The sequence below is a fragment of the Limnothrix sp. HT2024 genome, assembly GCF_059138625.1.
Genome location: NZ_CM181121.1, coordinates 3,129,312 through 3,154,145, shown reverse-complemented (window position 1 = coordinate 3,154,145; position 24,834 = coordinate 3,129,312). Strand labels below are relative to the sequence as shown.

Sequence of the window (24,834 nt, the reverse complement as noted above, 5' to 3'; positions counted from 1 at the left end):
GAGGTGCGCAGGTTCAGAGAAAATCCGTAGGATTGCCGAAATCTGGGACATTAAAGATTAGCAAAGGTTCATAATTTAACCGTTGCTTTTGCGATCGGGAAGTCTATTTCTTAGCCCTAAAATCCTGCTTCAAGAATGGCACTTTGGCACAACACCTCCGTGGCACAGGGTTGCCAAAGATGTGATTTTTTAGACCTCCAAAGGTAGGGGCAGTGGTTGCAAAGTCTGAATGCCGTGAAGAATCAGGCCATATTCGATCGCCTCCACAACCGCTTGATAGGAAGCTTCCAAAATGTTGCCGGAGACCCCCACGGTTGTCCAACGCTGCTGGCCGTCGCTGGATTCCACCAGGACTCTGGTTTTGGCGGATGTGCCCGCGCCGCCATCCAAAATTCGCACCTTGTAATCGGTGAGGTGGAACTGAGCCACCACTGGATAAAACTGCACCAGCGCTCGCCGCAGGGCCGCATCCATGGCCGCCACGGGGCCGTTACCTTCCGCCACTTCCAGTAGGGTGCGATCGCCCACGGTGACCTTGACGGTGGCCAAGGATTCCCGATCGCTCGGTTCACCAAAATCGTAGTGAACGCGGCAATCTTTTAGGACAAAAAAGCTCGATCGCTGGCCGAGGGCCGTTCGCATCAGGAGGTCAAAACTGGCTTCGGCGGCCTCGAACTGATAGCCCTGGTTTTCCAAGGTTTTGAGGGTTTGTAAAATCTGCCGACAGGCGGGGTCTTGTTTGTCGAGATCTAAGCCAAAGGAGCGGGCCTTGGCCAACACATTGCTCAAACCCGATTGATCCGAAATGACGATTCGGCGCTGGTTTCCCACCCGATCGGGCGAGATATGTTCATAGGTTTGGGGATTGCGTTCCACTGCGCTGACATGGATCCCGCCCTTGTGGGCAAAGGCGGACAGACCCACATAGGGTGCGCGATCGTCCGGAGCCAAGTTCGCCACTTCACTGACAAAGCGACTGGTGGCCGTCAACTCCGCCAACTGGGCGGCAGGAATGCAGTTCAGCCCCAGTTTCAACTGCAAATTAGGAATCAGGGTGCAAAGGTTGGCGTTGCCACAGCGCTCGCCATAGCCATTGATCGTGCCTTGCACCATCCTTGCGCCCCCTTGGACTGCGGCGATCGCGTTGGCCACCGCCGTGCCGGAATCGTTGTGGGTGTGGATTCCCAATGGGGCCGCGGGCAGCCATTCCCGCACCTCAGCCACAATCCGAGCCACCTCGTGGGGAAGTGTGCCGCCATTGGTGTCGCAGAGGGCCAACCAAGCGGCCCCGGCCTCGTGGGCTGCTTTGAGGGTGGCGATCGCATAGTCGGGATTCGCCAAATAGCCGTCAAACCAATGTTCCGCGTCGTAGATCACCTGTCGCCCTTGGCTGATCAAAAAGGCGATCGAGTCGTGGATCATGGCGATGTTTTCATCGAGGGTGGTTTTGAGGCCCTCGGTCACATGCAAGTCCCAAGATTTCCCAAAAAGGGCCACCCAACGTGTCCCAGCGGCCAAAATCGGCTTCAGGAGCGGATCTTCCTCGGCGCTCATGCCCGGTCGGCGGGTGGAGCAAAAGGCCACCACCTCGGAAAATTCCAGCGGTTCTTCCTGAAGTTGCCAAAAAAATTGCACATCCTTGGGATTCGCCCCGGGCCAACCCCCTTCAATGAAAGGAATTCGCAGGCGATCGAGTTTGCGGGCAATCCGTAGCTTGTCCTCAATGGAAAATGAGAGACCTTCCGACTGGGCCCCATCCCGCAACGTGGTGTCATAGAGCCACAGTTGAGGACTCGCCTGGTGAGAACTGGGCTGGGCGGGGCCGTTGCTGGGTGCAGCATCCGGCGCGGGGGCGGAAAAAACCATGGTTGCAGTGCCTAAACCGATCGCCTATCAAGGGCCTAGTAAATGGCCGATCAACTGAATCGCCTATTCCCGATCGCTAATCGCCCATTAACTCAATAGGAACGATGCGAAGAGGCATGAAATAGCGCCAGTGGTGCTATTATCGCGCCTTTTCTGGGGCATTGCGAGGGAAGTTTTTAGAGGGTTCTAACCAAGGTTCTAACCCCGGCTTTCATCAGGATGTCTGAGCAGCCAAAATTGCGATCTCGTAGGACTCATTGATCAATGCCTGTGGGATTCATTGATCGATCACAACAAGGGGCTTAAGCCCCTTGCCCCGACGACTGGTGCTTTGCAAGTACCCTAAGTTACTGCTCAGAGACTTCTTAGGCTAAAGATAGGGACTTTTCATAAATGCGATAGGTTTTGTAGATTTTGCCGCCGGCCGCTTCGATCAGGCGGCGCGATCGGGAATTGTCCTCGTAAACCCAACCTAACTCAGAGGTGCGATAGGGTTTTCCCTTTTGTTGACAGGCTCGCAATCCCAGATAAATTAAGGCCAAGGGAACCAATTTGCGTTGATATTCCGGCAAGGAACAAATGGCAACCACCCGCCCCCGATCGATTTGCCGCCGGTACCAAAGAAACTTCAAGGTTCCCCACCAATTCAGCTTGCCTTTCACTTCCTTGAGCGGGATGTTGTAGTCTGGCAAGCCCATAAAAAATCCCACGGCCTTACCGTCCACTTCTGCAATCAAAACCACATCGGGATCAACCAATGGTTGGAGCGATCGCGCCTCTTCCAAAAACTCCTCTTCGGTGCGCGGGGTGGAACTCCAATTTCCTGAAAAAGCTTCGGTGAATAGACGATATAAAATCCTGGCATCTCGCTCAAAGGCTTCACCCTTGGTTTCAATGGAGCGGAAGCTCACGCCGGATTTGGTGGCAATTTTATAGGCTTTTTCAAATTCCGTGGGCAAGGGGCGATCGAGTGGATATTCATAGGCATAGGCATCTTTGGCCTTGCTGAATCCTCCTTGCTCCACCAATTCGGGATAGTAGGAAGGGTTGTAGGGCATCATCACCATCGGTGGGGAATCAAACCCATCAATCAGCATCAGACAATTATTGTGAGTCGATAGATCAATGGGGCCGCGAACTTTGGTCATGCCCTGTGCTTTTAACCAAGTTTCGGCAGCCGTAAATAACCCTTGAGCCACACTGAAATCATTGATGGTTTCAAAATAGCCAAACAGCCCGATCGCTTCCCCTTCCTTTTCCACCAAGCGTTGATTCACCGTGGCCACAATCCGCCCCACCGGTTCAGGATTCAAGGCCACAAACGCTTGCAATTGGCCATAGGTGCGGAATGAATTCTCCGCTGACAATTGCCGGGCGATGCTGCTGCGAAGGGGGGCAACCCAATAGGGATCCTGGTGATAGACCCGATCGGGCACATTTAAAAACTGTTCCAAATCAGCCGGCGTATTGACGGGGCGAATTTCCAAAGCACACATAGCAGCAAGACCAGACGATGGGAACGGGCGTGAACACCGGATTTAGGGCCGGCTGATTAACTTCTGCATTGTAGGCCCTGGTTTCGGGTCGAATCGCCCAGGAGAATCTAGCAAATTGGGTGAGGAACCGAGAAAATCGCGCCAGTTTTGCACGAGCGATCGCATTGGATCGCTTAACCAGTCGTCAAAGGCGGGGTAAATCGGTAACCGGGGGCGCAGTTGCCCACCCGCTGTGGCTACCCAATGGGTGAGTTGGGCCAAGCTCGGGTGGTCATAGGTGGGGTTCACCTCATCGATCGGGCAGATTCCCCCCAGGTCGCTTGCCCCTAGCTCGATCGCCCGTTGCAGCAATTCCGCTGTCTTCAACAAATTGGGTGGTACTTGAATTGCAATCTCCGGCGGCAACAGTTCCCGAGCGATCGCCACCGTTTCCAGCAGCACGGCCGCCGAGCAGGCCTCGCCTTCCCAGGCTTGATTCAAACCGGGGCTGTGGGGTTGCACGATCACTTCTTGGATGTGGCCGTACTGGCGATGAATCTGCCCGATCGCCCGCAAGCTGTCCAGGCGATCGGCCTCAGTTTCGCCAATCCCAATTAATAGACCCGTGGTGAAGGGAATTTTTAACTCCCCCGCTTGGGCCAGTTGCGCCAACCGTCGGGATGGATCCTTGCTGGGAGCATGGCGATGGACGGTTTGGGCCAGGGCGGAACTCACCTGCTCAATCATTAAGCCCATCGAAACATTCACGGCTTTCAGATAAGCCATCTCCTCGAGATCGAGCGGCCCCACGTTGGCATGGGGCAAAAACCCTTCCAGCAGCGCTAACCGACAGAGGGACTCAATGCGCCGAATCCAGGCCGATCGCCGGGGGCTGCGGGGATGCACCTCCCCACTCAGAATCAGAATCTCGATCGGCCCGAGGACTGGGGGGCTGGCCGGGGCGATCGGGAATCGCCCTGATTGTGGTTTGTAACAATCTCGCAATGGATTGGTGAGTGATCGAAGCTTAACCGTTGCTTCCGCCAGGCCCAGCCAGCGATCGGCCCCCGGCTCCACCCGAAAATTACAGTACTGACAGCGGTTGAAACATTCATAGGTGGGAACCAGCGTGTAGGCAGCGCTGTAGGTGACCAGAGACCCCAAAAGCTGATGGGTACGGCAATCCGCCTCTGTGCGATCGGCCATGGCCCTTGACCTCAAACGTTAAAGAAAATGGAATTTGTGTAAATCATCGTCAAAACCTCTTTACAAAACTAAACACAGCGGTTAATCTATATTCACGTGGGAAACAAAACCCGCCAAATCATTCTTCTACAAAGCAATTCATCCAACCATGACTGCAACCCTGCAACAGCGCCAAGGCGCTTCCGTGTGGGATCAGTTCTGCGAGTGGGTAACCAGCACCAACAACCGCCTATACGTGGGCTGGTTCGGTGTCCTGATGATCCCCACCCTGCTGGCTGCCACCATCTGCTACGTTATCGCTTTCATCGGCGCTCCCCCGGTTGACATCGACGGCATCCGCGAACCCGTGGCTGGTTCGCTGCTGTACGGAAACAACATCATCTCTGGTGCTGTGATCCCCTCGTCGAACGCCATCGGTTTGCACTTCTACCCCATCTGGGAAGCTGCTTCCTTGGATGAGTGGCTGTACAACGGTGGTCCTTACCAACTGGTTGTGTTCCACTTCCTGATCGGCGTGTTCTGCTACATGGGCCGTGAGTGGGAACTGAGCTACCGCCTCGGTATGCGTCCTTGGATCTGCGTGGCTTACAGCGCTCCTGTTGCTGCTGCTACCGCTGTGTTCCTGATCTACCCGATCGGTCAAGGTTCGTTCTCTGACGGTATGCCTTTGGGCATCTCGGGCACCTTCAACTTCATGTTGGTGTTCCAAGCTGAGCACAACATTCTGATGCACCCCTTCCACATGTTGGGCGTTGCCGGTGTGTTCGGTGGCTCGCTGTTCTCCGCAATGCACGGTTCCTTGGTGACCAGCTCGCTGGTTAAGGAAACCACCGAAGTTGAGTCGCAAAACTACGGCTACAAGTTCGGCCAAGAGGAAGAAACCTACAACATCGTTGCAGCCCACGGCTACTTCGGTCGCTTGATCTTCCAATACGCTTCGTTCAACAACAGCCGCTCGCTGCACTTCTTCTTGGGTGCTTGGCCGGTTGTGGGCATCTGGTTCACCGCCCTGGGCGTGAGCACGATGGCATTCAACCTGAACGGCTTCAACTTCAACCAATCGGTTGTTGATTCGCAAGGTCACGTGATCGGCACCTGGGCTGATGTGATCAACCGCGCCAACCTGGGTATGGAAGTGATGCACGAGCGTAATGCTCACAACTTCCCGCTGGATCTGGCTGCTGGTGAAGCTGCTCCCGTAGCTCTGCAAGCTCCCGCAATCAACGGTTAATCCTGAAGATTGTGAGTGCCTGCTAGCCTGAGCAAGTCAGTCTAAGCGACACAGTGGAGGGGGGACGATCTTGAATCGTCTCCCCTCTTGCTATTGATGAGCTGGCGTAACTTATGCGGGCAGTTGCACGCTAGATCCAGAACGGTTGAATCGCCCGATAATTAGGTTATGGGTACTGGGTTTGAGGCCGGCTCCCGGGGAATTCGCAGGAATTCAAGATTTGAGGAATTCAAGGTTTATGTTGCTCGATCGCCCAGAAATGCATAGCGAATCTGACGTGGCGGTGGCGGAAGCGAAAGCGGCGACAATTCCCACCTATGACGTAGCGATCGTTGGGGGTGGGATTGTGGGGTTGGTGGTGGCCTGTGGGTTGCGCCAAACGGGGTTGAAAGTGGCCATCATTGAAGCCCTAACCCAGGCCACGGCAGCAAAACAAGCCCAGGCCTATGCCTTTTCCCTGTCTTCGGCCAAAATCTTCCAGGGATTGGGCCTGTGGGATCAGGTGCGATCGAGCCTGGAACCCTTCCGGCGGATTCGGCTTTCCGATTGTGATTGGCCCGATGTGGTGGAATTCTGGCCCCAGGATGCAGGGATGCAGACGGAACTGGGCTATGTGGCGGCCCACAATACCTTGCTGGAGGCCTTGCAAGGGGCAGTGAATCGATCGCCCCATTGCACTTGGATTGGCCCGGCCACGGCCACCGTTTTGGACTATGGGGCCGATTGGGCTGAGTTGGTGATTGCGCCCAATGGCGAGGGGGTGACGGTTCCGTCGCGACTGCGGGCCAAGTTGGTGGTGGCGGCAGATGGTGCCCGATCGCCCCTGCGAGAAGCGGCCGGCATTCCCAGGCGTGGCTGGGCCTATTGGCAATCCTGTATTGTGGCCGCCGTCAAGGCTGAACAGCATCACCAAAACATTGCCTACGAACGGTTTCAGACCAGCGGCCCCTTCGCCATTTTGCCCTTGGGGGATGTGTGTCGTTTGGTGTGGACAGCTCCCCACGCGGAAGCCCAAGCGATGTTGGCGTTGGATGACCCAGCATTTTTGCGGGCCCTGAGCCAACGGTTTGGCCCCCAAATGGGGCAATTGGAATTGGTGGGCGGTCGCTATCTGTTTCCGGTGCGGTTGATGCAGTGCGATCGCTACGTGGGACATCGGTTGGCCCTGGCGGGGGATGCGGCCCACTGTTGCCATCCAGTGGGGGGACAAGGTTTGAACATGGGCATTCGCGACGCGGCAGCCCTGGTGGATGTGATCCAAGGGGCGATCGCCCGGGGTGAAGACTTTGGACAAGTGGCCGTGTTGCGGCGCTACGATCGCTGGCGGCGTTGGGGCAATTGGGTGATCCTGGCGTTCACGGATTTGCTCGATCGACTCTTTTCCACCCAACTGTGGCCCGTGGTTTGGGTGCGGCGGCTGGGCTTGGCTGCCCTCAAGCGGGTTCCACCCCTGAAGTCCCTGGCCTTGAAGCTGATGACGGGACTGCTGGGAAAGATGCCGAGCTTGGGCTGCCTGGCGGATTCTAACCCTTGAGTGTTGGGCGATCGCCCTGCGTCAATGGGCGATCGCAAATTGGCCGATCGTAGATTGGCAAGCCGCTAGCCTAACCAGGCGGCCGGTGCGGGCCGAGTGCTCGATCGACCGGCAGGCCGCACCTCGTAAAGCTTGCCCTCATTCAGTTGCAAAACTCGGTGATGACTGCGCCGCACCCACAACTCATCATGGGTTGTGACGATCGTGGTTGCTCCCAATTCGTTGAGCCGCTCCAGGATCGCAATGATCTGTTGGGAGTTGTCGCCGTCGAGGTTACCGGTGGGTTCATCGGCCAAAATTAAGGGGGGCGTGCTGACAATGGCCCGGGCAATGCTGGCCCGCTGCTGTTCGCCGCCGGAAAGCTGTTCGGGGAAGTGGTCTGCCTTGGGCAGCAGCCCCACCAACCGCAGGGCGGGCGTGAGACGACGGCGAATTTCCGCCTGAGGATAGCCCTGGGCCAACAAAACGAAGGCAATATTTTCAGCTACGGTGCGGCGGGGAATGAGTTTGTAATCTTGAAAAACAATGCCAATTTTGCGCCGCAGGAGCGCCAGTTGATTGCGATTGAGGTCGCTAACCCGTTGCCCATCGATGATCACTTCGCCCCGATCGACCAGTTCTTCGCCATAGAGCAGCTTCAGCAGGGTAGACTTGCCCGCGCCAGAGGGGCCCGTAATCATCAAAAATTCACCGCGATCGACCCGTAAATTAGCCCCCAACAGGCCGCGCTGACTGCGGTTATAGATTTTCACCACCTCGCGCAGTTGCACGATCGCCGCCGCATTCGACCTCACACCAGCCATGGCCGTTCTGTCCTCGGTTGAGGGTGGGGGTCATGAGGATTCCAAGCTTTGGCCACCGGGCCTGGGCCACCGGGTTCACAACCGCCTGAATCGATCGCCCTGTTCCACCCAATTGTTCGTTCTTGTTCGTTATGAGTTTAACCGCCGATCTCCTTTCCACCATCCCCGGCCAACCGTTGGCGGGTTTAGCGCGAGCCGATCGCCTGTGGCAACAACTCCGGGGACTGGATGATCAGGGGGTTACACCCCCCATTCCGGTGATTTACGAATCTTCACAGAACCCGACGGCCGATCCTGACAACTCGCCGCCGGCCGATGCCCTCACGGTTGATTTGGTAGTGCTGGGGGGAACCTTGGGGATTGTGATGGCCACGGCCCTGGCCCAGGCCGGTTGGCGCGTGGCGTTGATGGAACGGGGGCAACTGCAAGGGCGAGATCAGGAATGGAATATTTCCCGATCGGAATTGGCCGTTTTGGTCGAACGGGGGCTGTTGACGGCGGCGGAACTGGAGCGGGCGATCGCCTCGGAATTTAACCCCGTGCGGATTGCCTTTGCGGGCGGCCAGGAGCGATGGGTGCGGGATGTGCTGAATCTGGGAGTCAGTCCCGCCATCTTAATTTCGCAATTGCGGCAGAAATTCCTAGCGGCCGGGGGCATCCTGTTGGAACAAACCCAGTTTGTTTCCCTGACCTTGCAGCCCGATCGGGTTTGGGTGCGAGGGCGATCGCTCCTGGGCGGCCCCACCGGAGCCACCGGAGCCGGGGGCAGCGCTGCCTATGGGGATTGGGTCACCACCAATCAGGCGACGGTCACGATCGGGGCGCGGTTGGTGTTGGATGCCATGGGCCATCAGTCCCCGATCGTCCGGCAAACCCGCGGCCCCGCCAAACCCGATGGCGTTTGTTTGGTGGTGGGCACTTGCGCCACTGGCTATCCCGCCAACGACAGCGCCGATCTGATTGCCACCACCACCGGTATTCAGGACGATCGCCAATATTTTTGGGAAGCCTTCCCCGCCCAAGCGGGCCGCACCACCTATCTGTTTTGTTATGGGGATGCCCACCCCAGCCGTCCCAGCTTGCACGATTTGTTTGAAGACTACTTCCGGCTGTTGCCTGCCTACCAAAACTTGCCTTCCTTGGAGGGGTTGCAATTTCAGCGGGCCCTGTTTGGTTTTTTCCCTGCCTTTCGCCAAAGCCCTTTGCAACCAACGGTCGATCGCCTGCTATTTATCGGTGATAGCAGCGGTTTGCAATCTCCCCTCAGTTTTGGGGGCTTTGGGGCCCTGTTGCGCCACCTCGATCGGCTCTTGAACGGCATCACCAACGCCCTGCAAACCGACCAGCTCGATCGGGCCCACCTGAGCCTGTTGCTGCCCTATCAACCGAATCTTTCCGTTACCTGGCTATTTCAGCAGGCCATGCGCGTGGCTGTGGGGCAACAGTTACCGAGCGATCGAATCAATCGATTGTTGGATGCGGTGTTTGGGGAAATGGCCGCAGCGGGCGATCGGGTACTGCGGCCCTTCCTGCAAGATGTGGTGCAATTTCCCGCCCTCTCTATTGCCCTGGCCCGTGTGGCGATCGCCCAGCCAGCCTTGGTGGCTCAGCTCATTCCCCAACTGGGCTTGCCTGCTTTGCTGGGTTGGATGCGTCATTATCTCGCCTTGGGGCTATATCACGTGGGCGATCGCCTGGCCTTGCCCGCTCGCGAATCGGTGCGATCGGCTTGGCGCTACGGTTCTGGCAACGATTGGCATTCCTAACGGCTAGTTAATGCTTGGTTAGTTAATACTTGGTTGGTGAATGCTTGGTTAGTTACAGCCTTTACCTATGATTGAATGCCGTGATTGAGTGGTGAATTGTGCTGATTGATACCAGCAGGCAAATGAATAACAAATTGAGTGCCTTGATTGGGTTGAGAGCGGCAGAAAATTCTCCCTTGGTGTCGCTCCGTAATAACTTGATAGCTGATTGACAGTCCCAAGCCTGTGCCTTTGCCAACGGGTTTTGTGGTGAAAAATGGATCGAAAATCCTTGCTTGCACCGATTCTGGAATGCCTGGGCCATTATCGGTGATGCTGATTTCAACCACATTTTCACTAGCGATAAACTGGGTGGTAATTTCAATTCGGCTAGGATTAGCCTCAATTTCTGCCTCGCTCCAACCGGCGGTTTTTTGCTCCAAGGCATCGATCGCATTAACCAGCAAATTCATAAACACCTGATTGAGCGGGCCTGGATAGCATTCCACAGGTGGCAAATCGCCATATTTTGTGATCACTTCAATGGATGGATGGTCGGCTGTCGCTTTCAAACGATGTTTGAGCAACAGCAAGGTGCTTTCAATGCCATGGTGCAAATTGGTGACACAATCTTTAGTTTGATCAGTTCTGGAAAATGTGCGCAGGGATAAAACTAGTTGCCGAATTCGATCGGTGCCCACGGTCATCGAATCCAAAATTTTAATCAAGTCCGATTGAATAAACGCTAGTTCTTCAAAGTCGATCGAGGCTTGACCGTTAGATTGGCTGGCTTGACCGGCATGGATTGCATAAACCTGCGTTGTGGCTTGGAGTAACTCGTGAACGTAGTCCCGCACATAATCTAAGTTGCCATGAATAAAATTAACGGGATTATTAATTTCATGGGCAATTCCTGCCAAAAGTTGCCCCAACCCTGACATTTTTTCACTTTGGATCAGTTGCAATTGTGTCTGTTGCAATTGGTTTAGGGCTTCGCTGCGGTCTTGAACAGTGGCCTGTAGGGTTTGATTTGTTTCGGCCAAAGATTGCAAGGTTGCCTCCACTTTGGCAGCCATTTGATCAAAGGAATGACATAAAAAAGTCAACTCATCCATGTGCTGCCGATCGCGGTTGGGAGCTGTGACAACCTCCTCTGAGCTAGTAGCGGTTGTTGGGGTGACCATGGGCATGATTTGCTTGGTGGCCACCAAGGTATTGCATTTTTCTAGAATCGGCTTGAGTTGGCGGTTTAGACGGCGCACAAAACCCAATACGGCGATCGCTAACAGAATAGCGGCGATGATGACGCTGATGATTAAAACGCGCCAAAGGGGCCCTAACACCACATCACTGGGAACAACGGCGATCGCAATCCAGTTGGCGCTGGGGATTCGCTCATAGGCAATGATTTGATCTTGGTGATAAATAATATCGGAATTTTTGCTCTGCAAGATGGGCCACAGTTCGCGCAAGAGTGGCAAATCTCGATAGCTGGAATTGGCTTGAAGAGACTTGAGCTTCGGTGGGTAAGCCAGCAATTTACCGGATTTGCTGAGAATGGCAAAATAGCCTTCATTGTTGATGACAGATCGATCAACTCGTTTGCTGAGTTCGGTGACGCTGAAGTCGGTTCCTGCTACGCCAACTAGTTGCCCCTGACTATCATAGAAGGGTACTAAATAGCTGGTCATAACAATATTTGACCACTCATAGGGTTCTATCCAAATTCCCTTTTGATTACCCACAGGAATTCGCCAGTAATGTCGATCAGGATATTGATCATCTTTATATAGCTCTGAATAAAGCCAATCAGAGTGGGGAGGGGGCAAGCGCTCACCGATCGGATTGGGCTGACCTTGATCGACATAAAAATATGGATAAAACCACTGACGATCGCGCAAAACCTGAAAGGCATTTTGACCAAAGCCTACTCCCAACACTAAGCTGGGACGTTGTTTGAAAAACTCTAAAGTTAATTGCTTATAGAATTCTGGATCTTGAACATTTCGATCGCGATTGGTCAAAACAGCAGCAGTCAGAATCTCAATATAGCGCTGAGACTCTAACAGTTGCCCCCGGGTAAATTCAACTTGTGCATCGAGTTCTGCGCGAATTCTGCCAAGGGATTCCCGCTCAATGGAGCGATAGAAAACAATGGCCATGGTTCCCAATGCGACGAGGGATCCACCTAAAACGTAAAGGAAAAGCTGAGTGCTGATGGAGCGAACAAGCAGGCGATCGTGTAGTCTTTGAAACCACTTGGCCAACATAGAAATCAGTTGTTTGGAAGAGCAACGGGTTTTAAAGAAAAATGCCCTGAGCTTAGCCCTAGTGATCGATAGCCATGACTGCTTTTAAAAATGTCTGAAATATTAATCATCTTCCATTTTTGCTTATTCTGAAACAATTAGGTTAAACATGATTAAAATTGGCTATTGAATTAACTGAGAATCTGCTTTTGCCCTTAACGATTCCAATTATGCGATTTTTTCAGAAGGCTGACAATCTTGATCTTTATCTTTTATTTTTGGAATTTTAAGCGATCGATGATAATGATGGGCGTTGGGTGATCACAGTGATCGCAGTTCTTGAAGTTTTACGGATTCCAAGGGCAACCAACCGGATTCCTTTGCTGAGTGATTTGAGAAAGCGGATGGGCTGAGGCCCGACCAGAAGCGATCAAGATGAACAGTACGATCGCCCCCAAAGGGGTTAAAAGGGGTGAGAATGTATTGTGCAAAACAATTTCCCGTTTCTTTCGCCATGACGTTTGCGCCCCCAGTTCAGCACCATGTTTTTCCCAATGGTTTGACGGCAATTGCGATCGAAAACCCAGCAGCGGATATTGTGGCGGCTCGTATCTTCATTAAGGCCGGGAGCCTATGGGAGGCGCGATCGAAAGCGGGGCTAGCCAACTTGGTGGCAGCGGTGATGACCAAGGGCACGGAACGCCTGTCATCGATGGAAATCGCGGAGCGGGTGGAATCGATTGGGGCCAGCCTGGGCACGGATGCTAGCACCGATTACTTTTTGGTTAGCCTCAAGAGTGTGTCCCACGATTTTGTGGATTTGCTGTCCCTGGCGGGGGAATTATTGCGATTGCCCGCGTTTCCGGAGTCGGAGGTGGAACTGGAGCGATCGCTGATGTTGCAGGGGATTCGTTCCCAGCGCGAGCAGCCGTTTTCCCTGGGGTTTGATCAACTGCGCCAAGTGCTTTACGGGCCAGAGCATCCCTATGCGTTTTCGCCCTTGGGCACGGAAACCACCACGGGACAACTGACCCCAGCGGATTTGCAGGCGTTTCATCAAACCTACTTCCAGCCCGATCGGGTGACGATCGCGGTGTCCGGTTGCCTGAGCACCCAGGAAACTCTGAAGGCGATCGAGGCTGTATTTGGCGATTGGCAGGTGAGCGAGCAAGCAATTGTGGAGCCGCAGTTTCCACCCTTGCCCAACACCATTGAGCAACGGGCGATCGCCCAGGAAACGCAACAGGCGATCGTCATGTTGGGTTATGGGGCCGCATCGGTGTTGGGAACGGGCGAAACCGCAACCGAGCAACAACATCACCCGGACTATGCGGCGCTGAAGTTGGCTAGCACCTATTTGGGCAATGGTCTTTCGAGCCGCCTGTTTGTGGAGCTGCGGGAAAAACGCGGCTTGGCCTATGAAGTTTCGGCGCTTTATCCAACCCGCTTGGGCCCGTCGCACTTTGTGGTTTACATGGGCACTGCCCCTCAGAACGTGCCCGAGGCGATCGCCGGGTTGCAATCGGAGGTGGAACGCTTGATTCATCACCCGATCGAGGAAGCAGAGCTAACCGCCGCTAAAAATAAGCTCTTGGGTCAATACGCCCTCGGGAAGCAAACCAATGCCCAGTTGGCTCAACTCTATGGTTGGTATGAAGTGTTGGGCTTGGGTCGCGAGTTCGATCGCACCTTTCAAACCGCGATCGCCCAAGTGAGTGCCCAGGATATTCAAACGGTAGCCGATCGCTACTTTGCCGCGCCGCACATGGTTTTGACGGGCCCCGCCGCCGCCGTGGAGCCGGCCCTGTTGGTGACCCCCTAAGTGCAGCCAGCGAGCGCCAAAACAGGCCAAAGTCAAAAAGTCCAAAGAAAATCAGAAAATTAGGGGCAAGGAACTTCAGCCCCTTGCCCTTGTTCTTGACCTCTTAGTGGTTTTAGCCGTTGTTGTTTGAATCGTCGTGGTTAGAGGATGTTTAAAAAGTATTCTTTGGCACGGGCAAGCACCAATAGTCGTGGAAGGGGCTTAAGCCCCTTGTCTAAGTCGATCACTGGGGCGTACAGAGTAGCAATTTTGGCTTTTCAGACATCCTCTCAGAGTCGCAGTGGCTAGCGTCGTAGCGGTCTGAGTCGCCCACCAACGGCATCAGCATTTTGAAAACTCGAGGAGAGTTCCTGGGGCGTGTCGTCAAATCGCATGAAACCTTGATTCCATCGTGACGAGATCGTTGGGAGCAAGGGGCTTAAGCCCCTTGTTACGATGATCGGGGTATGGAAAATCAATCGTTTCAGTTTGCCCCCAGGAAACGACGACAGGCACTAGCCCTTCCACTTCACCTTCGGCAAAATTTCCGAGTTGTCTACCCGTCCCTTATATTTCACCGCGAAGTTCAACAGGGAATCCAGCAGCGAATCGGACAGGTAGTGCGGTTGCAAGCCCAAATCCAGCAGATTGGTGTTCTTGGCGTTGAAGTAATGTTCTTCGGCTTCGACGCGGGGGTTTTCGATGTTGTTGATTTCCACCTTCAGCCCCAGGGCCGCGCTGGCCTCTTGGACTTTCTTGGCCAAGTCCAAAACGCTGAACAGTTCCGTGAATTGGTTGAACACTCGGAATTCACCGGGCTTGGCAGGCGTTTCGATCGCCAGTTCCACGCAGCGCACCGTATCGCGAATATCCAGGAAACTGCGGGTTTGGCCGCCCTTGCCATAGACCGTCAACGGATGGCCCACGGCGGCCTGAATACAGAAGCGGTTGAGCGCCGTTCCGAACACGCCATCATAGTCCAACCGGTTGATCAGCAGTTCGTCCATGCCGGTTTGGTCGGTCAACACGCCGTAAACCACCCCTTGGTTGAGGTCGGTGGCCCGCAGACCCCAGACGCGACAAGCAAAGTGGATGTTGTGGGAGTCGTGGACTTTCGAGAGGTGATAGAAACTGCCGGGTTGCTTGGGATAGGGCAGGGTATCTTTGCGACCGTTGTGCTCGATCGTGATGTAGCCTTCTTCGATGTCAATGTTGGGCGTGCCATATTCGCCCATGGTGCCCAGCTTGACCAAGTGACAGTCGGGGAACTTCTCACGGATGATGTAGAGCAGGTTGAGGGTTCCGACAACGTTGTTGGTTTGGGTCAACACGGCATGTTCGCGATCGATCATCGAGAACGGAGCCGATCGCTGTTCCCCAAAGTGGACGATCGCCTCAGGCTGAAACTCGGTCAGAGCCTGATCCAGGAAAGCATAGTTGGTGATGTCGCCAACGTAGAGGTCAATGTGCTTGCCGGTCAGGTCTTTCCACCGTTGGATGCGCTGCTTGATCGGGGCGATGGGGGTCAGGGTGTCAATTTGCAGTTGTTGATCCCAGTGCCGACGAACCAGGCTGTCTAGGATGCCAACTTCATGACCGCGATCGGACAGGTATAGAGCCGTTGCCCAACCGCAGTAACCATCACCGCCAATGACGAGGACTCTCATAACTTCTTGGAGCTAGCGCTTGCCGATTGTTTCGCTCAATCTATCAGGGTTTGGTTAAATTTAGGCCTTCCAATGAAGGATGGGCACTGGATCCCGATTGATCCTGATAGGCTCCTGATGGGCTGGGCGTTTCGAGCACCATGATCTCGCTTTCGAGTTCTGATTGGTTTCTGGTCGGTTGTCGGTTGATCGTTAGTTGATCGTTGACTGATCAGCGATTGCCGGTTTGTGATTATTTGCAAATATTTTCTGGGCAGGTACTTTCCGCAAGTCCTTGCTGCAAGCCGCTGGGTCAAAACAAGTCCACTTGCCAATGGCGGAACCCATCCATAATGCCCAAGAGGCCAGGATAGGGACTGCGGTAGAGGGTGGGTCGATCGCCCAAAGCCGCCAGCAATTTGGGTTCACTGTTGCCCACGGCGATCGCCCGGTAACCCGCCGCCAACAGGTTCAAATCATTGAGGCTGTCTCCGGCGGTGATGATGCGATCGCCCGGCCAGCGCTCCAGCTTGGCCAGTCGTTGCAGGGTAGATCCTTTGGCAACGCCCTTGGGCATCACGTCTAGATAGCGATCGGCGGACATAATCACATCAAAACCGGCCGCCTGGATCAGGTTTAGCGTGGCTTGCCGCAATAATTGCGGGTCATAGTCATAGGACACGCGGTAGGCAAATTCCCCGCGCTGCAACGAGAGACCCGGCTCCCCCACCAGCAAGCGCTTCACCCGATCGTTCGCGCAATTCCAACGATTGGCGATTTCCGTTTGGATAGTTTCGATCAAGCGGCCCTGACCGTCATAGACCGTTGTACCCACATCGGCAATCACAAAATCCGGTTGGGGCACCGGGCAATCGCCCGACCACAGCGGCTCAATGAGTTCCCAATGGCGACCGGTCACGAAAACCAAAATCAGCCGATCGCGCTGTTGTTCAATCCGTTGATAAAACGCAGCGCGATCGGCCTGGGAGCCGTGCAGAAAGGTTCCGTCCAAATCCGTTGCCAGCACCCAACGGGGCGCGGTCGTTGCAAAAACCATAGATCACCAGTTCCCCACCGATGCGATCAATCCCTGGGCATTGTACCAAGGCGTTTCCTGCTCCCCAGGAACGATGGGTGTCTAGTGGGGTTAATCAACGGCTATGCGCCGACGGCTTCCTTGGCGGCATAGAGCACTTCAGCGGTGATTTGCGTCAGTCCCCGATCGCGCGCAAATTTTTCCGTATTGCGCTTCACCTTGCCCCGCACAAAACCCGGCACACGGTTCAACTCCGTCAGCCCATCGCGACTCCAACTCAGCTCCGAATCCGTAGAAACAGACTTGGTAATCACTTCCTTGGTGTCGTGGCCGCCAAAGATTTCCAGCAAATGATCTTCCATACCCAAGGTGAAGGAGTTATACACCAAATCCACCACCTGATTAGCGCCCTCATAGCCCAAATAGGGCCGGTAGCCAACGGGGAAATTCTGAATATGAACCGGAGCCGCAATCACACCGCAAGGGATATCTAATCGCTTGCCCACGTGGCGCTCCATTTGCGTGCCAAAGATGGCGGCCGGTTCAATTTCCGCGATCGCGTTGGCCACCTGGGTATGGTCATCGGTAATCAAGACCCGATCGCAATATTCACTGACCTGATCCCGGAACCAATCGGCATCATACTGACAGTAAGTGCCCGCCAAAACCACCTGAATTCCCATTTCCCGGGCCAGGATTTTGGTCATGGCCGCCGCGTGGGTGTTGTCACCAAACACCACGGCTTTTTTGCCCGTCAGATTTTGACAGTCGATCGAACGCGTGAACCAAGCGGCTTGCGAAGCAAATCGGGTTTGTTCATCAATAAACCCTTCATAGTCCACCGCTTCGCCCTGGCTATTCAGCACGGATTGGATCGATCGAATGCAGCGGGCCGTTTCCACAATTCCCATCGGCGTAATATCCACAAGCGGCATCTGAAATTCCGTTTGCAAATATTGCGCCGTCAGCCCGCCAATTTCACGGTAAGGAACCAAATTAAACCAAGCCCGAGGCAACTGTTTCAGTTCCTCCACCGAAGCCCCATCGGGAATCACCGCATTCACCGTAATTCCCAAATTCGCCATCAATCGCTTCAGTTCCGTGCAATCGTGGCGATTATGAAATCCCAGCGTGGTCATTCCCAAAATATTCACCGAAGGGCGATCGGTCTTTTGGGTTTGCAAATCACCCACTTTGCGGGCTTTTTCAATGTAGAACTTGACGATTTGCTGAAGGGTTTGATCCGCCGCTTGCAATTCGTTCACGCGGTAGTGATTCACATCCGCAAAAAGCACATCACCCTTGGCATCCAACTGGGCCCGCGCCACAAAATTTTGCAAATCCTCTTGCAAAATGCTGGAGGTACAAGTGGGAGTCAGCACAATTAAATCCGGCGCTTCTTCCCGATCTTTGCGAACAATATTATCAACAACTTTTTCTTGGGAGCCTTGGGCCAAAACATTGCGATCGACCACACTGGTGGTGACAGGGGTATAGTCTCGCTCCCGTTCCAACATCGATCGCATCACATTGAAATAATCATCCCCCAGTGGGGCGTGCATGATGGCATGGACTTTTTTAAAAGAACTGGCAATCCGCAACGTTCCAATATGGGCCGGCCCGGCATACATCCAATAGGCTAATTTCATCGGCTGCTCAACTTGGGCCCAATAGCCCGACGCATTAACGTTGAATCAGGTCTAAATTTGCATCTAAATCTAAGCCCAAGTTTGATTCTCGCAGACGAATAATTGATCCCCGCTAAACATGAAGCATTGCAACGTAAACAAAAATCTGCAAGTGTTGCGAGACCTAACAACCCTTGCAGACGAATGAATGGCGTTTACCTTGTTTGGGATTGGCTTTTCGAGAATGAACCTTGTTTTGGCTTTGTCTTCTTTTGAACAAACTTGAATCAAGGTGAACGAACTTGAACCCAATTGAAGGGTTGGGATGAGACCGAAGAGGCTATCTAAAAAGAATTTTTGGGTTTGGGCCCAGCACGCGCAGTCCTGGGGGCCGGTCACCGTTTAGCCCGAAACCCTAGGGCTGCCGCTAGCAGAAGTCGTGGGGGGCAAGGGGCTTAAGCCCCTTATCTTTGTTAATCGAGGAGATTCGCCACATAGCCCCTCTGCAAGAATCGGGGTGAAAGGGCCGAAGCGATCACCCAACCTGACGTTTAAACCGAAGCTGCGTCGGGCACGGTTTCCACGGCGCGATCGTCCTGGGCCGGCAATTCAAGGCAGTAACCCGCACCATAAACAGTTTTGATGTAGCGCGGATGGCGGGGATCGGGTTCTAACTTGGTGCGCAAATGTCGCACGTGAACCCGAATGGTTTCAATGTCATCGTTGGGATCGTAACCCCAAACTTCCTTGAGAATTTCGCTGGGGGCCACGGTTTGGCCATGGCGTTGCAACAGGCAGTGCAACAGCTCAAATTCCAGGTGAGTGAGTTTAACGGTTTTGTCAAACCAAATGGCTTCAAACCGTTCAGGAACCAGGGTTAGGGGGCCGTAGCTCAGAATTTCGCTATGTTTAGCCGCTTGGGGAATGCGATCGGTGCGCCGCAGCAGGGCCCGCACCCGCGCCAACATTTCTTCGACTTCAAAGGGCTTGGTTAAGTAATCGTCTGCCCCTGCATTGAAGCCTTCAACTTTATGTTGCGTTTGCCCCAGCGCGGTCAGCATGAGCACGGGAATATCGGCGGTGCGTTCATCGCGTCGCAGCCGCTGACAGACGGTGAACCCATCAACCTTGGGCAACATAATGTCCAACAAAATCAAGTCGGGCATGAGTTGGAGCGCTAGGGCTTGGCCCTTGATGCCATCGGTGGTTTGGTTCACGTCATAGCCGGCCATTTCTAGGTTGACGGATACCAGTTCGGAAATGGCTGGATCGTCGTCAATAACGAGAATGCGCGGCATGGCCTTTGGCTCCGAAAAACGTGCGATCGGGGACAGGCAACCAACTGCGTATCCCTGATCGGATTATAAAGCGGCTGAGAAGAAGGCTGAAAAATCACTATTTTGTTTTAGCAATCGTTCGCAACTGACGGTAACAGTTCGCAATGTTGCAATGTTTGCAATCTGGCCGTGGCTAATCCTGCCGTCGCGAACCTTGTTGTTGCCCGATCGCCCCGCTGCCGGCTGCACGGGAGATTTAGGGGCTGCAAGGATTAGGGACTGAGATGAACTTGGCCGAGGATGGCCCGCAGGCGATCATAATCATCCTTGAGCAGGACGCTGAGAGTGCGGCCCGCCTGCACCAACCAGGGACGATCGCCCTGTCGCAGCCGATAAACCTCCCGCAGGGTGGCGGCAATCAGCGCATCGGTGGGCGTGCCGCTCATTTGCAGCAAAGTCCGCAAAAAGTCCATTTTGGCGGTGAATTCCACCACCTCTTGGCGATCGCACCCATACACCGCCTGGTGAATTTGGGGTGGACGGGGGGGCAAATGTTGATAGAGCGGGCCGTTGATCAATTTGGCCCCCGCTTGCAAGAGGCTGGCGATCGCCCCTGGGTTCACGCCTTCTGTGCCGATCGCGTCGGGATTCAAGGACTCCAGCGGCACAAACCCCACGATCGCCACTCGAAACTCCGTGCGCAACATGGAAAAAATCTGCGGCTGTTGTTCGCGCAAATCTTCCAAGGACAGCCCCAAGGCCTGGGCCCGGTGTACGGAGTCGATCGGGGCGGTGGTGGCATGATAAACCACCCCATAGATCTGATTGCCGGAATCCTCATCGCGCGATCGCACCCAACTGCCAAAGGGCGGCATGGTCGGAAAACTAAGGGTTTCTGGCTCCAAACATTGGGCCAAATATTCCGTCGTGGCCGTTTCAATCACTTCCGCCAGGTGATGGGACGGGCGATCGCGCTGGGCAAATTGCGGCAGGGGTAAACGCATGGCCGAACCAAACGGGGCTAAGGGGAGCAAGGGTTAGAGGACGGATGGCCTTAAACCAATGCGTTACTTTTTGCCGCGACCAGCCGTGGCATCCACCGTCTCCAGTTCCGAGAACCGGAAGGTGACCAATTTATCCCAGTTGCCGCCCTCAAACAGCACAGCCACTTTGCCATCGGTCACGCGCTGCACTTGACCTTGAAACTGATAGTAGGTGTCGTTGGGGTTAATGACACGGACTGCGGAACCGGGCAGGATCATAGGATTAGCCTGAACTCGACAGGGACTGGGATTGGCGTTGGGATCGGGGCTTGGGGCCCCAAGGGCCGTCAAGCGATGCCCAGCCCTTACGATAGCGTGCGATCGAGCTGCTTTGATCGCCCAATCCCGCCCGATCGCCCCCAAAATTTTTGATATCCCCAATCAGGCGAACGGTTTAATTCTGAGCTGATCTCGGGCTGTGCCGATCGATGGATCCAATCAATTGGGTCGATCAAGCACGCGACCTAGGGCAGGGATTCCCCGCGTCTTTAGCTGGCCAGCACCAAGTTATCCCGATGCACCACCGTTTCCGGCGCGTCGTGCCCCAAAATTGCGGCAATTTCGTCCGATCGCTTGCCACAGATTTTCTCCAGCGCCTCATGGCTGAAATTCACCAGGCCGCGAGCCACCTCCCGCCCTTCCAGATCACAGAGCTGCACCGCATCTTGGGGTTGAAACTCCCCTTCCAAGTCCCGAATTCCCGCCGCCAACAGGGATCCACCCCCCGTGCAGATCGCCCGCACCGCCCCGGAATCGAGATAAAGCTTGCCCGCTGGAATCAGGCCATGGGCAATCCACCGCTTGCGGGCGCTGGTGGCCTGAGGTTGGGGCGCAAACTGCGTGCCAATATCCGCCCCCTCCAAGATTTTCAGCAAGTTACGGGGTTGGCTGCCGTCCGTAATCACCACGCGAACCCCGGCACTGGTACCAATTTGGGCGGCGGTGATTTTGGTGGCCATGCCGCCGGTTCCCCACTGGGAGCCACGGCCGCCAATGTCCAGTTCCAACGCCTCCAAATCAGACATTTGCTCCACCAGGCGAATCGGTTCCGCGTCGGGATTTTGGCGTGGGTCGGCGGAATAGAGCCGATCGACATCCGTGAGCAAAAACAGCCACTCCGCTTCCACCAGGCTGGCCACCAAGGCCGAAAGGGTGTCGTTATCGCCAAATTTCAACTCATCCACGGCCACCGTGTCGTTTTCATTGACGATCGGGATAGCCCCCATCCGCAGCAGTTCTTGAAAGGTGCTGTAGGCGTTGATGTAGCGACTGCGCTGGGCCAAGTCCCCCCGCGTCAGCAACACTTGGGCGATCGGCTGGTCAAACTGACTAAACAGATCGTCATAGACCCGCATCAGTCGCCCTTGGCCCACGGCGGCCACGGCCTGTTTCTGGGCGATCGCCTTGGGCCGTTCCGTCAGCCCCAACCGCGCACAGCCCACCCCCACGGCTCCCGACGACACCAGCACCACGGGATAGCCCCGATCGCGCAGATCGCAAATCACTTCCACCAACGTGGCGATCGTGGACAAGGCCAGCCGGCCGCTGTCCGGTTGGGTCAAGCTAGAGGTGCCAATTTTCAAGACGATCGGGCGCATAACTAACCACCACTTTCGGGACGGTTGCAAGGGGCAACCAATTATCAAACCAGCGAAGGGCCCCAGCGGCCCAGGCTTTGGCCCCGGGGCGATCTTGGCCAACGGGGATCAGGCGGTGGATGTGTGGGGTGAATGCGTGGGGCTAATTCTGGGCGATCGCTTCGTCTTCGTGTGGATCCCTAACCAGAATGCTTGAGATTGCTGCGAGACCTCCACCCCCCATCCCGGCCTAGATCCTGGGCGAAACGGCTATTTCAATCCCAGTGATCCCAAAAACCATGGGAAACGCAGCGCAAAAACAAAGTGCCGGGATCCGGAGACCCCAGCACTTTGACTGTTTAAAAAAGTTGGTTTTATGGTTAGGGTCTTTATTGGCTGACCCCATTTGAACTGTTATTAGAATCGCAGATTTTTGGGATGGCGTTTTATTTCCTTATATTTTTTTTATATTTGTTTCTTCATAAAAGTTAATCAACATGATCGGATTTTGTATTCTAGCAAGCGATATATCACGAGATCAGTGTCTTTTCTTTAAAAAATGTTTCAGCCATAGCGGCAACTTGATAGAGAAATCCCCCTAGGCCAGAAAGCCGAGGCGATTTGAATAAAAACTGTATCGGAATTGACAAAAAATTATTAAGCGCCCTATTCCCTAGATTTTCACCATGAATCTGTGCGTTACACCGCAAATTGCAACGATTAATGATGGCAAAAACCATGACTAATCGCTCCTAAAGTTAGCCCCCAAATCCTCGGATTGGATTCCGAATCTTTGGGGGCAGTTGTCAATGGTGCTGTGTTGGTTGTTTGGGGCCAAGACTGCTTAATTGTGTGCTCATCTATTCAGGTGGGATCCACCCAGTCAAAATCCATGAGCACCGGTCATTTGTAACTCAATCTCAGAATGACTTCGAGTTGACGGTTGACGAGTTAGCTGGCGGGGCGATCGGGCGAGGAGGTCGCTGTGGGCAGGGGCGAAGGATCGCGATAGAACGACGCGCCAATCAGTTTTGAGAGCCACACTTCGAGGGAGTGAATCGGGTAGCCCCGATGGGCCGACAGGGGATTCACCATCGGTTGCACCAACACGGTGAACAGCCCCAGACGGTTACCGGCCAACACATCGGTGAATAGGCGATCGCCCACCATGGCCACCCGTTCCGGCGGCAGTTGCATTTCTTGGAGCGCTTGGCGCAACTTGCGGCGGGAGGGTTTGGCGGCTCCGGTGAAGTAGGGCAAGTCGAGCGATCGAGCAATGCTGCCAATGCGCGATTCGCTCAGGTTGTTGCTGGCCAGCCACAGTTGCACATGGGGCCGCACCGCCTGGATCCAAGTCACCAGTTCCGGTGAAACCGCGTCGGTGGTGGTGGGAACCAAGGTGTCATCCACATCCAGAATCAGGCCCTGCAAACCGTGCTGCACAATCACTTCCGGCGTGAGGGCCAAGATGGAGTCGCCTAGGATTAAGTCGGGCTGAAGCAGGACACCAAACGTCACGGGAACCTCACAAACTTGTGGCGATCGAACTGAGCAGCGAAACTGAGCAGCGAAACTGAGCAGCAACGTGGAAATCGGGCGATCGGGACGATTGCACCTAGGGGCTGGGGCTGGCCGCCGGTTGAGGGGTCGATCGAGTCCTGGCGTTCCGCTCGGCCCGAATGCGCTTCACCGCGGCCTCGTGTTCCGCCAAGGTTTTGCTAAACACATGGGTTCCGTCATACCGTGCCACAAAGAACAGATAGTCTGTTTTGGCCGGAGCCAAGGTCGCTTCTAGGCTGGCCTTGCCCGGTGCGGCGATCGGCCCCGGCGGTAACCCAGGATTGAGATAGGTATTGTAGGGCGATGGCTGGCGAATATCCGTGAAAGTCAAAGGGCGATCGGGCGTTTGCCGAATTTTCAGGGCATATTCCACCGTTGGATCTGATTCTAGCTTTTGCCCCTGATTCAGCCGATTGCTAAACACCCCCGCAATCACCGATCGCTCCTGGGGAATCACCGCCTCCTTCTCCACAATGCTGGAAAGCGTCACCCACCCCAACAAATCCAACTTGGTTTGGCCGCGATTTTGGTTCCACAGGGGCAAAGCCACCTTTTCAAAGCGATCGAGCATCGAATCAATCACCGCCTGTGGGGTAATCGTATCTCCCGGAAACTGGTAAGTATCCGGAAAAAGAAACCCCTCCAAGGACGTAATTCGCTGGGGCAACCAAGGATAGCGATCGCGTGGGATTTTTTGCGCGAGGGCCAAAAACTCCTCCGCCCGAAACACCCCTTGGGACTGGAAATAGTCGGCCATTTGCCGCACCGTCCAGCCCTCCGGAATCGTCAGGCTCTGTTGAATGGTCTTGCCCTGCCAAAGTTGCTGGGCAACGTCCGTCATCGGGGCCGTGGGCAATAGTTCATAGGTTCCCGCCTGGAAGCCGCCATTGTCGTCATTCCAAGTCAGCCACCGGGCCCACAGTTCCCAAGCCGCGCTGGAGCGAATAATCCCTAACCGTTCCAGATCGCGGCCAATTTGCCGGGCGCTGGTTCCCCGTTCAATTTGTACTTGTACTGCTTTCATGGCGGTGTCGCCCTGGGCCAAGTCCATGGGACGGTTGGCCCAGCTCCACCATTGCCATCCTTGCCAAGCACCAACCAAGGCCGCCGTGGGCACGAGGAGAGTAAATATCACGCGACCCAATCGTTGCATGGCT

Annotated in this window: 18 protein-coding genes; 4 read left to right on the top strand and 14 right to left on the bottom strand. The window is 54.8% G+C overall.

Going from position 1 to position 24,834, the window contains the following annotated elements; genetic code table 11:
• Window positions 1–189: 189 nt before the first annotated feature.
• From cimA to cofG, 3 genes are all read right to left on the bottom strand, one after another.
• Entirely contained in the window at window positions 190–1,866 is a 1,677-nt protein-coding gene (gene cimA / locus AC2IAX_RS12800) for a citramalate synthase (RefSeq protein WP_494387821.1), read from the bottom strand.
• Between the two features lie 365 nt (window positions 1,867–2,231).
• Window positions 2,232–3,362: a GNAT family N-acetyltransferase gene (locus AC2IAX_RS12795; protein WP_494387820.1), complete on the bottom strand. Its 1,131-nt coding sequence runs from the start codon at window positions 3,360–3,362 to the stop codon at window positions 2,232–2,234.
• 42 nt (window positions 3,363–3,404) lie between these two features.
• Window positions 3,405–4,547, bottom strand: coding sequence for a 7,8-didemethyl-8-hydroxy-5-deazariboflavin synthase subunit CofG (gene cofG, locus AC2IAX_RS12790; RefSeq protein WP_494387819.1), 1,143 nt, complete (start codon window positions 4,545–4,547; stop codon window positions 3,405–3,407).
• Window positions 4,548–4,695: 148 nt separating this feature from the next.
• On the opposite strand from cofG, the gene psbA reads away from it, so the two are divergent.
• Both psbA and AC2IAX_RS12780 read left to right on the top strand, forming a co-directional pair.
• Window positions 4,696–5,778: a photosystem II q(b) protein gene (psbA, locus tag AC2IAX_RS12785; protein ID WP_099532637.1), complete on the top strand. Its 1,083-nt coding sequence runs from the start codon at window positions 4,696–4,698 to the stop codon at window positions 5,776–5,778.
• A gap of 238 nt (window positions 5,779–6,016) precedes the next feature.
• Window positions 6,017–7,312, top strand: a complete 1,296-nt coding sequence (locus AC2IAX_RS12780; RefSeq protein WP_494387818.1) for an FAD-dependent hydroxylase — start codon at window positions 6,017–6,019, stop codon at window positions 7,310–7,312.
• Between the two features lie 65 nt (window positions 7,313–7,377).
• Here the strand turns inward: AC2IAX_RS12780 and ftsE are convergent, their stop codons facing one another.
• Entirely contained in the window at window positions 7,378–8,115 is a 738-nt protein-coding gene (ftsE, locus tag AC2IAX_RS12775) for a cell division ATP-binding protein FtsE (RefSeq protein WP_494387817.1), read from the bottom strand.
• Window positions 8,116–8,246: 131 nt separating this feature from the next.
• Between ftsE and AC2IAX_RS12770 the strand changes: the two genes are divergently transcribed.
• Window positions 8,247–9,881 (top strand): NAD(P)/FAD-dependent oxidoreductase, encoded by a 1,635-nt coding sequence (locus AC2IAX_RS12770; RefSeq protein ID WP_494387816.1) that lies wholly within the window; start codon window positions 8,247–8,249, stop codon window positions 9,879–9,881.
• Between the two features lie 65 nt (window positions 9,882–9,946).
• Here the strand turns inward: AC2IAX_RS12770 and AC2IAX_RS12765 are convergent, their stop codons facing one another.
• Window positions 9,947–12,022 carry an ATP-binding protein gene (locus tag AC2IAX_RS12765; RefSeq protein WP_494387815.1) on the bottom strand — a complete coding sequence of 692 codons (2,076 nt, stop codon included), beginning with the start codon at window positions 12,020–12,022 and terminating at the stop codon, window positions 9,947–9,949.
• 601 nt (window positions 12,023–12,623) lie between these two features.
• Here AC2IAX_RS12765 and AC2IAX_RS12760 point away from each other — a divergent pair.
• On the top strand, window positions 12,624–13,931 hold the full coding sequence (locus AC2IAX_RS12760) for a M16 family metallopeptidase (protein WP_494387814.1): 1,308 nt from the start codon (window positions 12,624–12,626) through the stop codon (window positions 13,929–13,931).
• A 494-nt stretch (window positions 13,932–14,425) separates the two neighbouring features.
• On the opposite strand, the gene AC2IAX_RS12755 is transcribed toward AC2IAX_RS12760, so the two are convergent.
• From AC2IAX_RS12755 to mltG, 9 genes are all read right to left on the bottom strand, one after another.
• Window positions 14,426–15,577: an NAD-dependent epimerase/dehydratase family protein gene (locus tag AC2IAX_RS12755; protein WP_494387813.1), complete on the bottom strand. Its 1,152-nt coding sequence runs from the start codon at window positions 15,575–15,577 to the stop codon at window positions 14,426–14,428.
• 292 nt (window positions 15,578–15,869) lie between these two features.
• A complete protein-coding gene (locus AC2IAX_RS12750) occupies window positions 15,870–16,613 on the bottom strand; it encodes an HAD-IIB family hydrolase (protein WP_494387812.1) in 744 nt (247 codons plus the stop codon).
• Window positions 16,614–16,714: 101 nt separating this feature from the next.
• Window positions 16,715–18,241 carry a ferredoxin:protochlorophyllide reductase (ATP-dependent) subunit B gene (gene bchB / locus AC2IAX_RS12745; RefSeq protein WP_494387811.1) on the bottom strand — a complete coding sequence of 509 codons (1,527 nt, stop codon included), beginning with the start codon at window positions 18,239–18,241 and terminating at the stop codon, window positions 16,715–16,717.
• Between the two features lie 530 nt (window positions 18,242–18,771).
• Window positions 18,772–19,518 (bottom strand): response regulator transcription factor, encoded by a 747-nt coding sequence (locus AC2IAX_RS12740; RefSeq protein ID WP_494387810.1) that lies wholly within the window; start codon window positions 19,516–19,518, stop codon window positions 18,772–18,774.
• Window positions 19,519–19,769: 251 nt separating this feature from the next.
• Window positions 19,770–20,501, bottom strand: coding sequence for an HAS-barrel domain-containing protein (locus tag AC2IAX_RS12735; protein ID WP_494387809.1), 732 nt, complete (start codon window positions 20,499–20,501; stop codon window positions 19,770–19,772).
• 63 nt (window positions 20,502–20,564) lie between these two features.
• Entirely contained in the window at window positions 20,565–20,759 is a 195-nt protein-coding gene (locus AC2IAX_RS12730; protein WP_099532648.1) for an NAD(P)H dehydrogenase subunit NdhS, read from the bottom strand.
• 269 nt (window positions 20,760–21,028) lie between these two features.
• Window positions 21,029–22,138 (bottom strand): glutamate 5-kinase, encoded by a 1,110-nt coding sequence (proB, locus tag AC2IAX_RS12725; RefSeq protein WP_190353458.1) that lies wholly within the window; start codon window positions 22,136–22,138, stop codon window positions 21,029–21,031.
• A 930-nt stretch (window positions 22,139–23,068) separates the two neighbouring features.
• On the bottom strand, window positions 23,069–23,635 hold the full coding sequence (locus AC2IAX_RS12720) for a YqeG family HAD IIIA-type phosphatase (protein WP_494387808.1): 567 nt from the start codon (window positions 23,633–23,635) through the stop codon (window positions 23,069–23,071).
• A 97-nt stretch (window positions 23,636–23,732) separates the two neighbouring features.
• Window positions 23,733–24,830: an endolytic transglycosylase MltG gene (gene mltG, locus AC2IAX_RS12715; RefSeq protein WP_494387807.1), complete on the bottom strand. Its 1,098-nt coding sequence runs from the start codon at window positions 24,828–24,830 to the stop codon at window positions 23,733–23,735.
• Window positions 24,831–24,834: the final 4 nt, after the last annotated feature.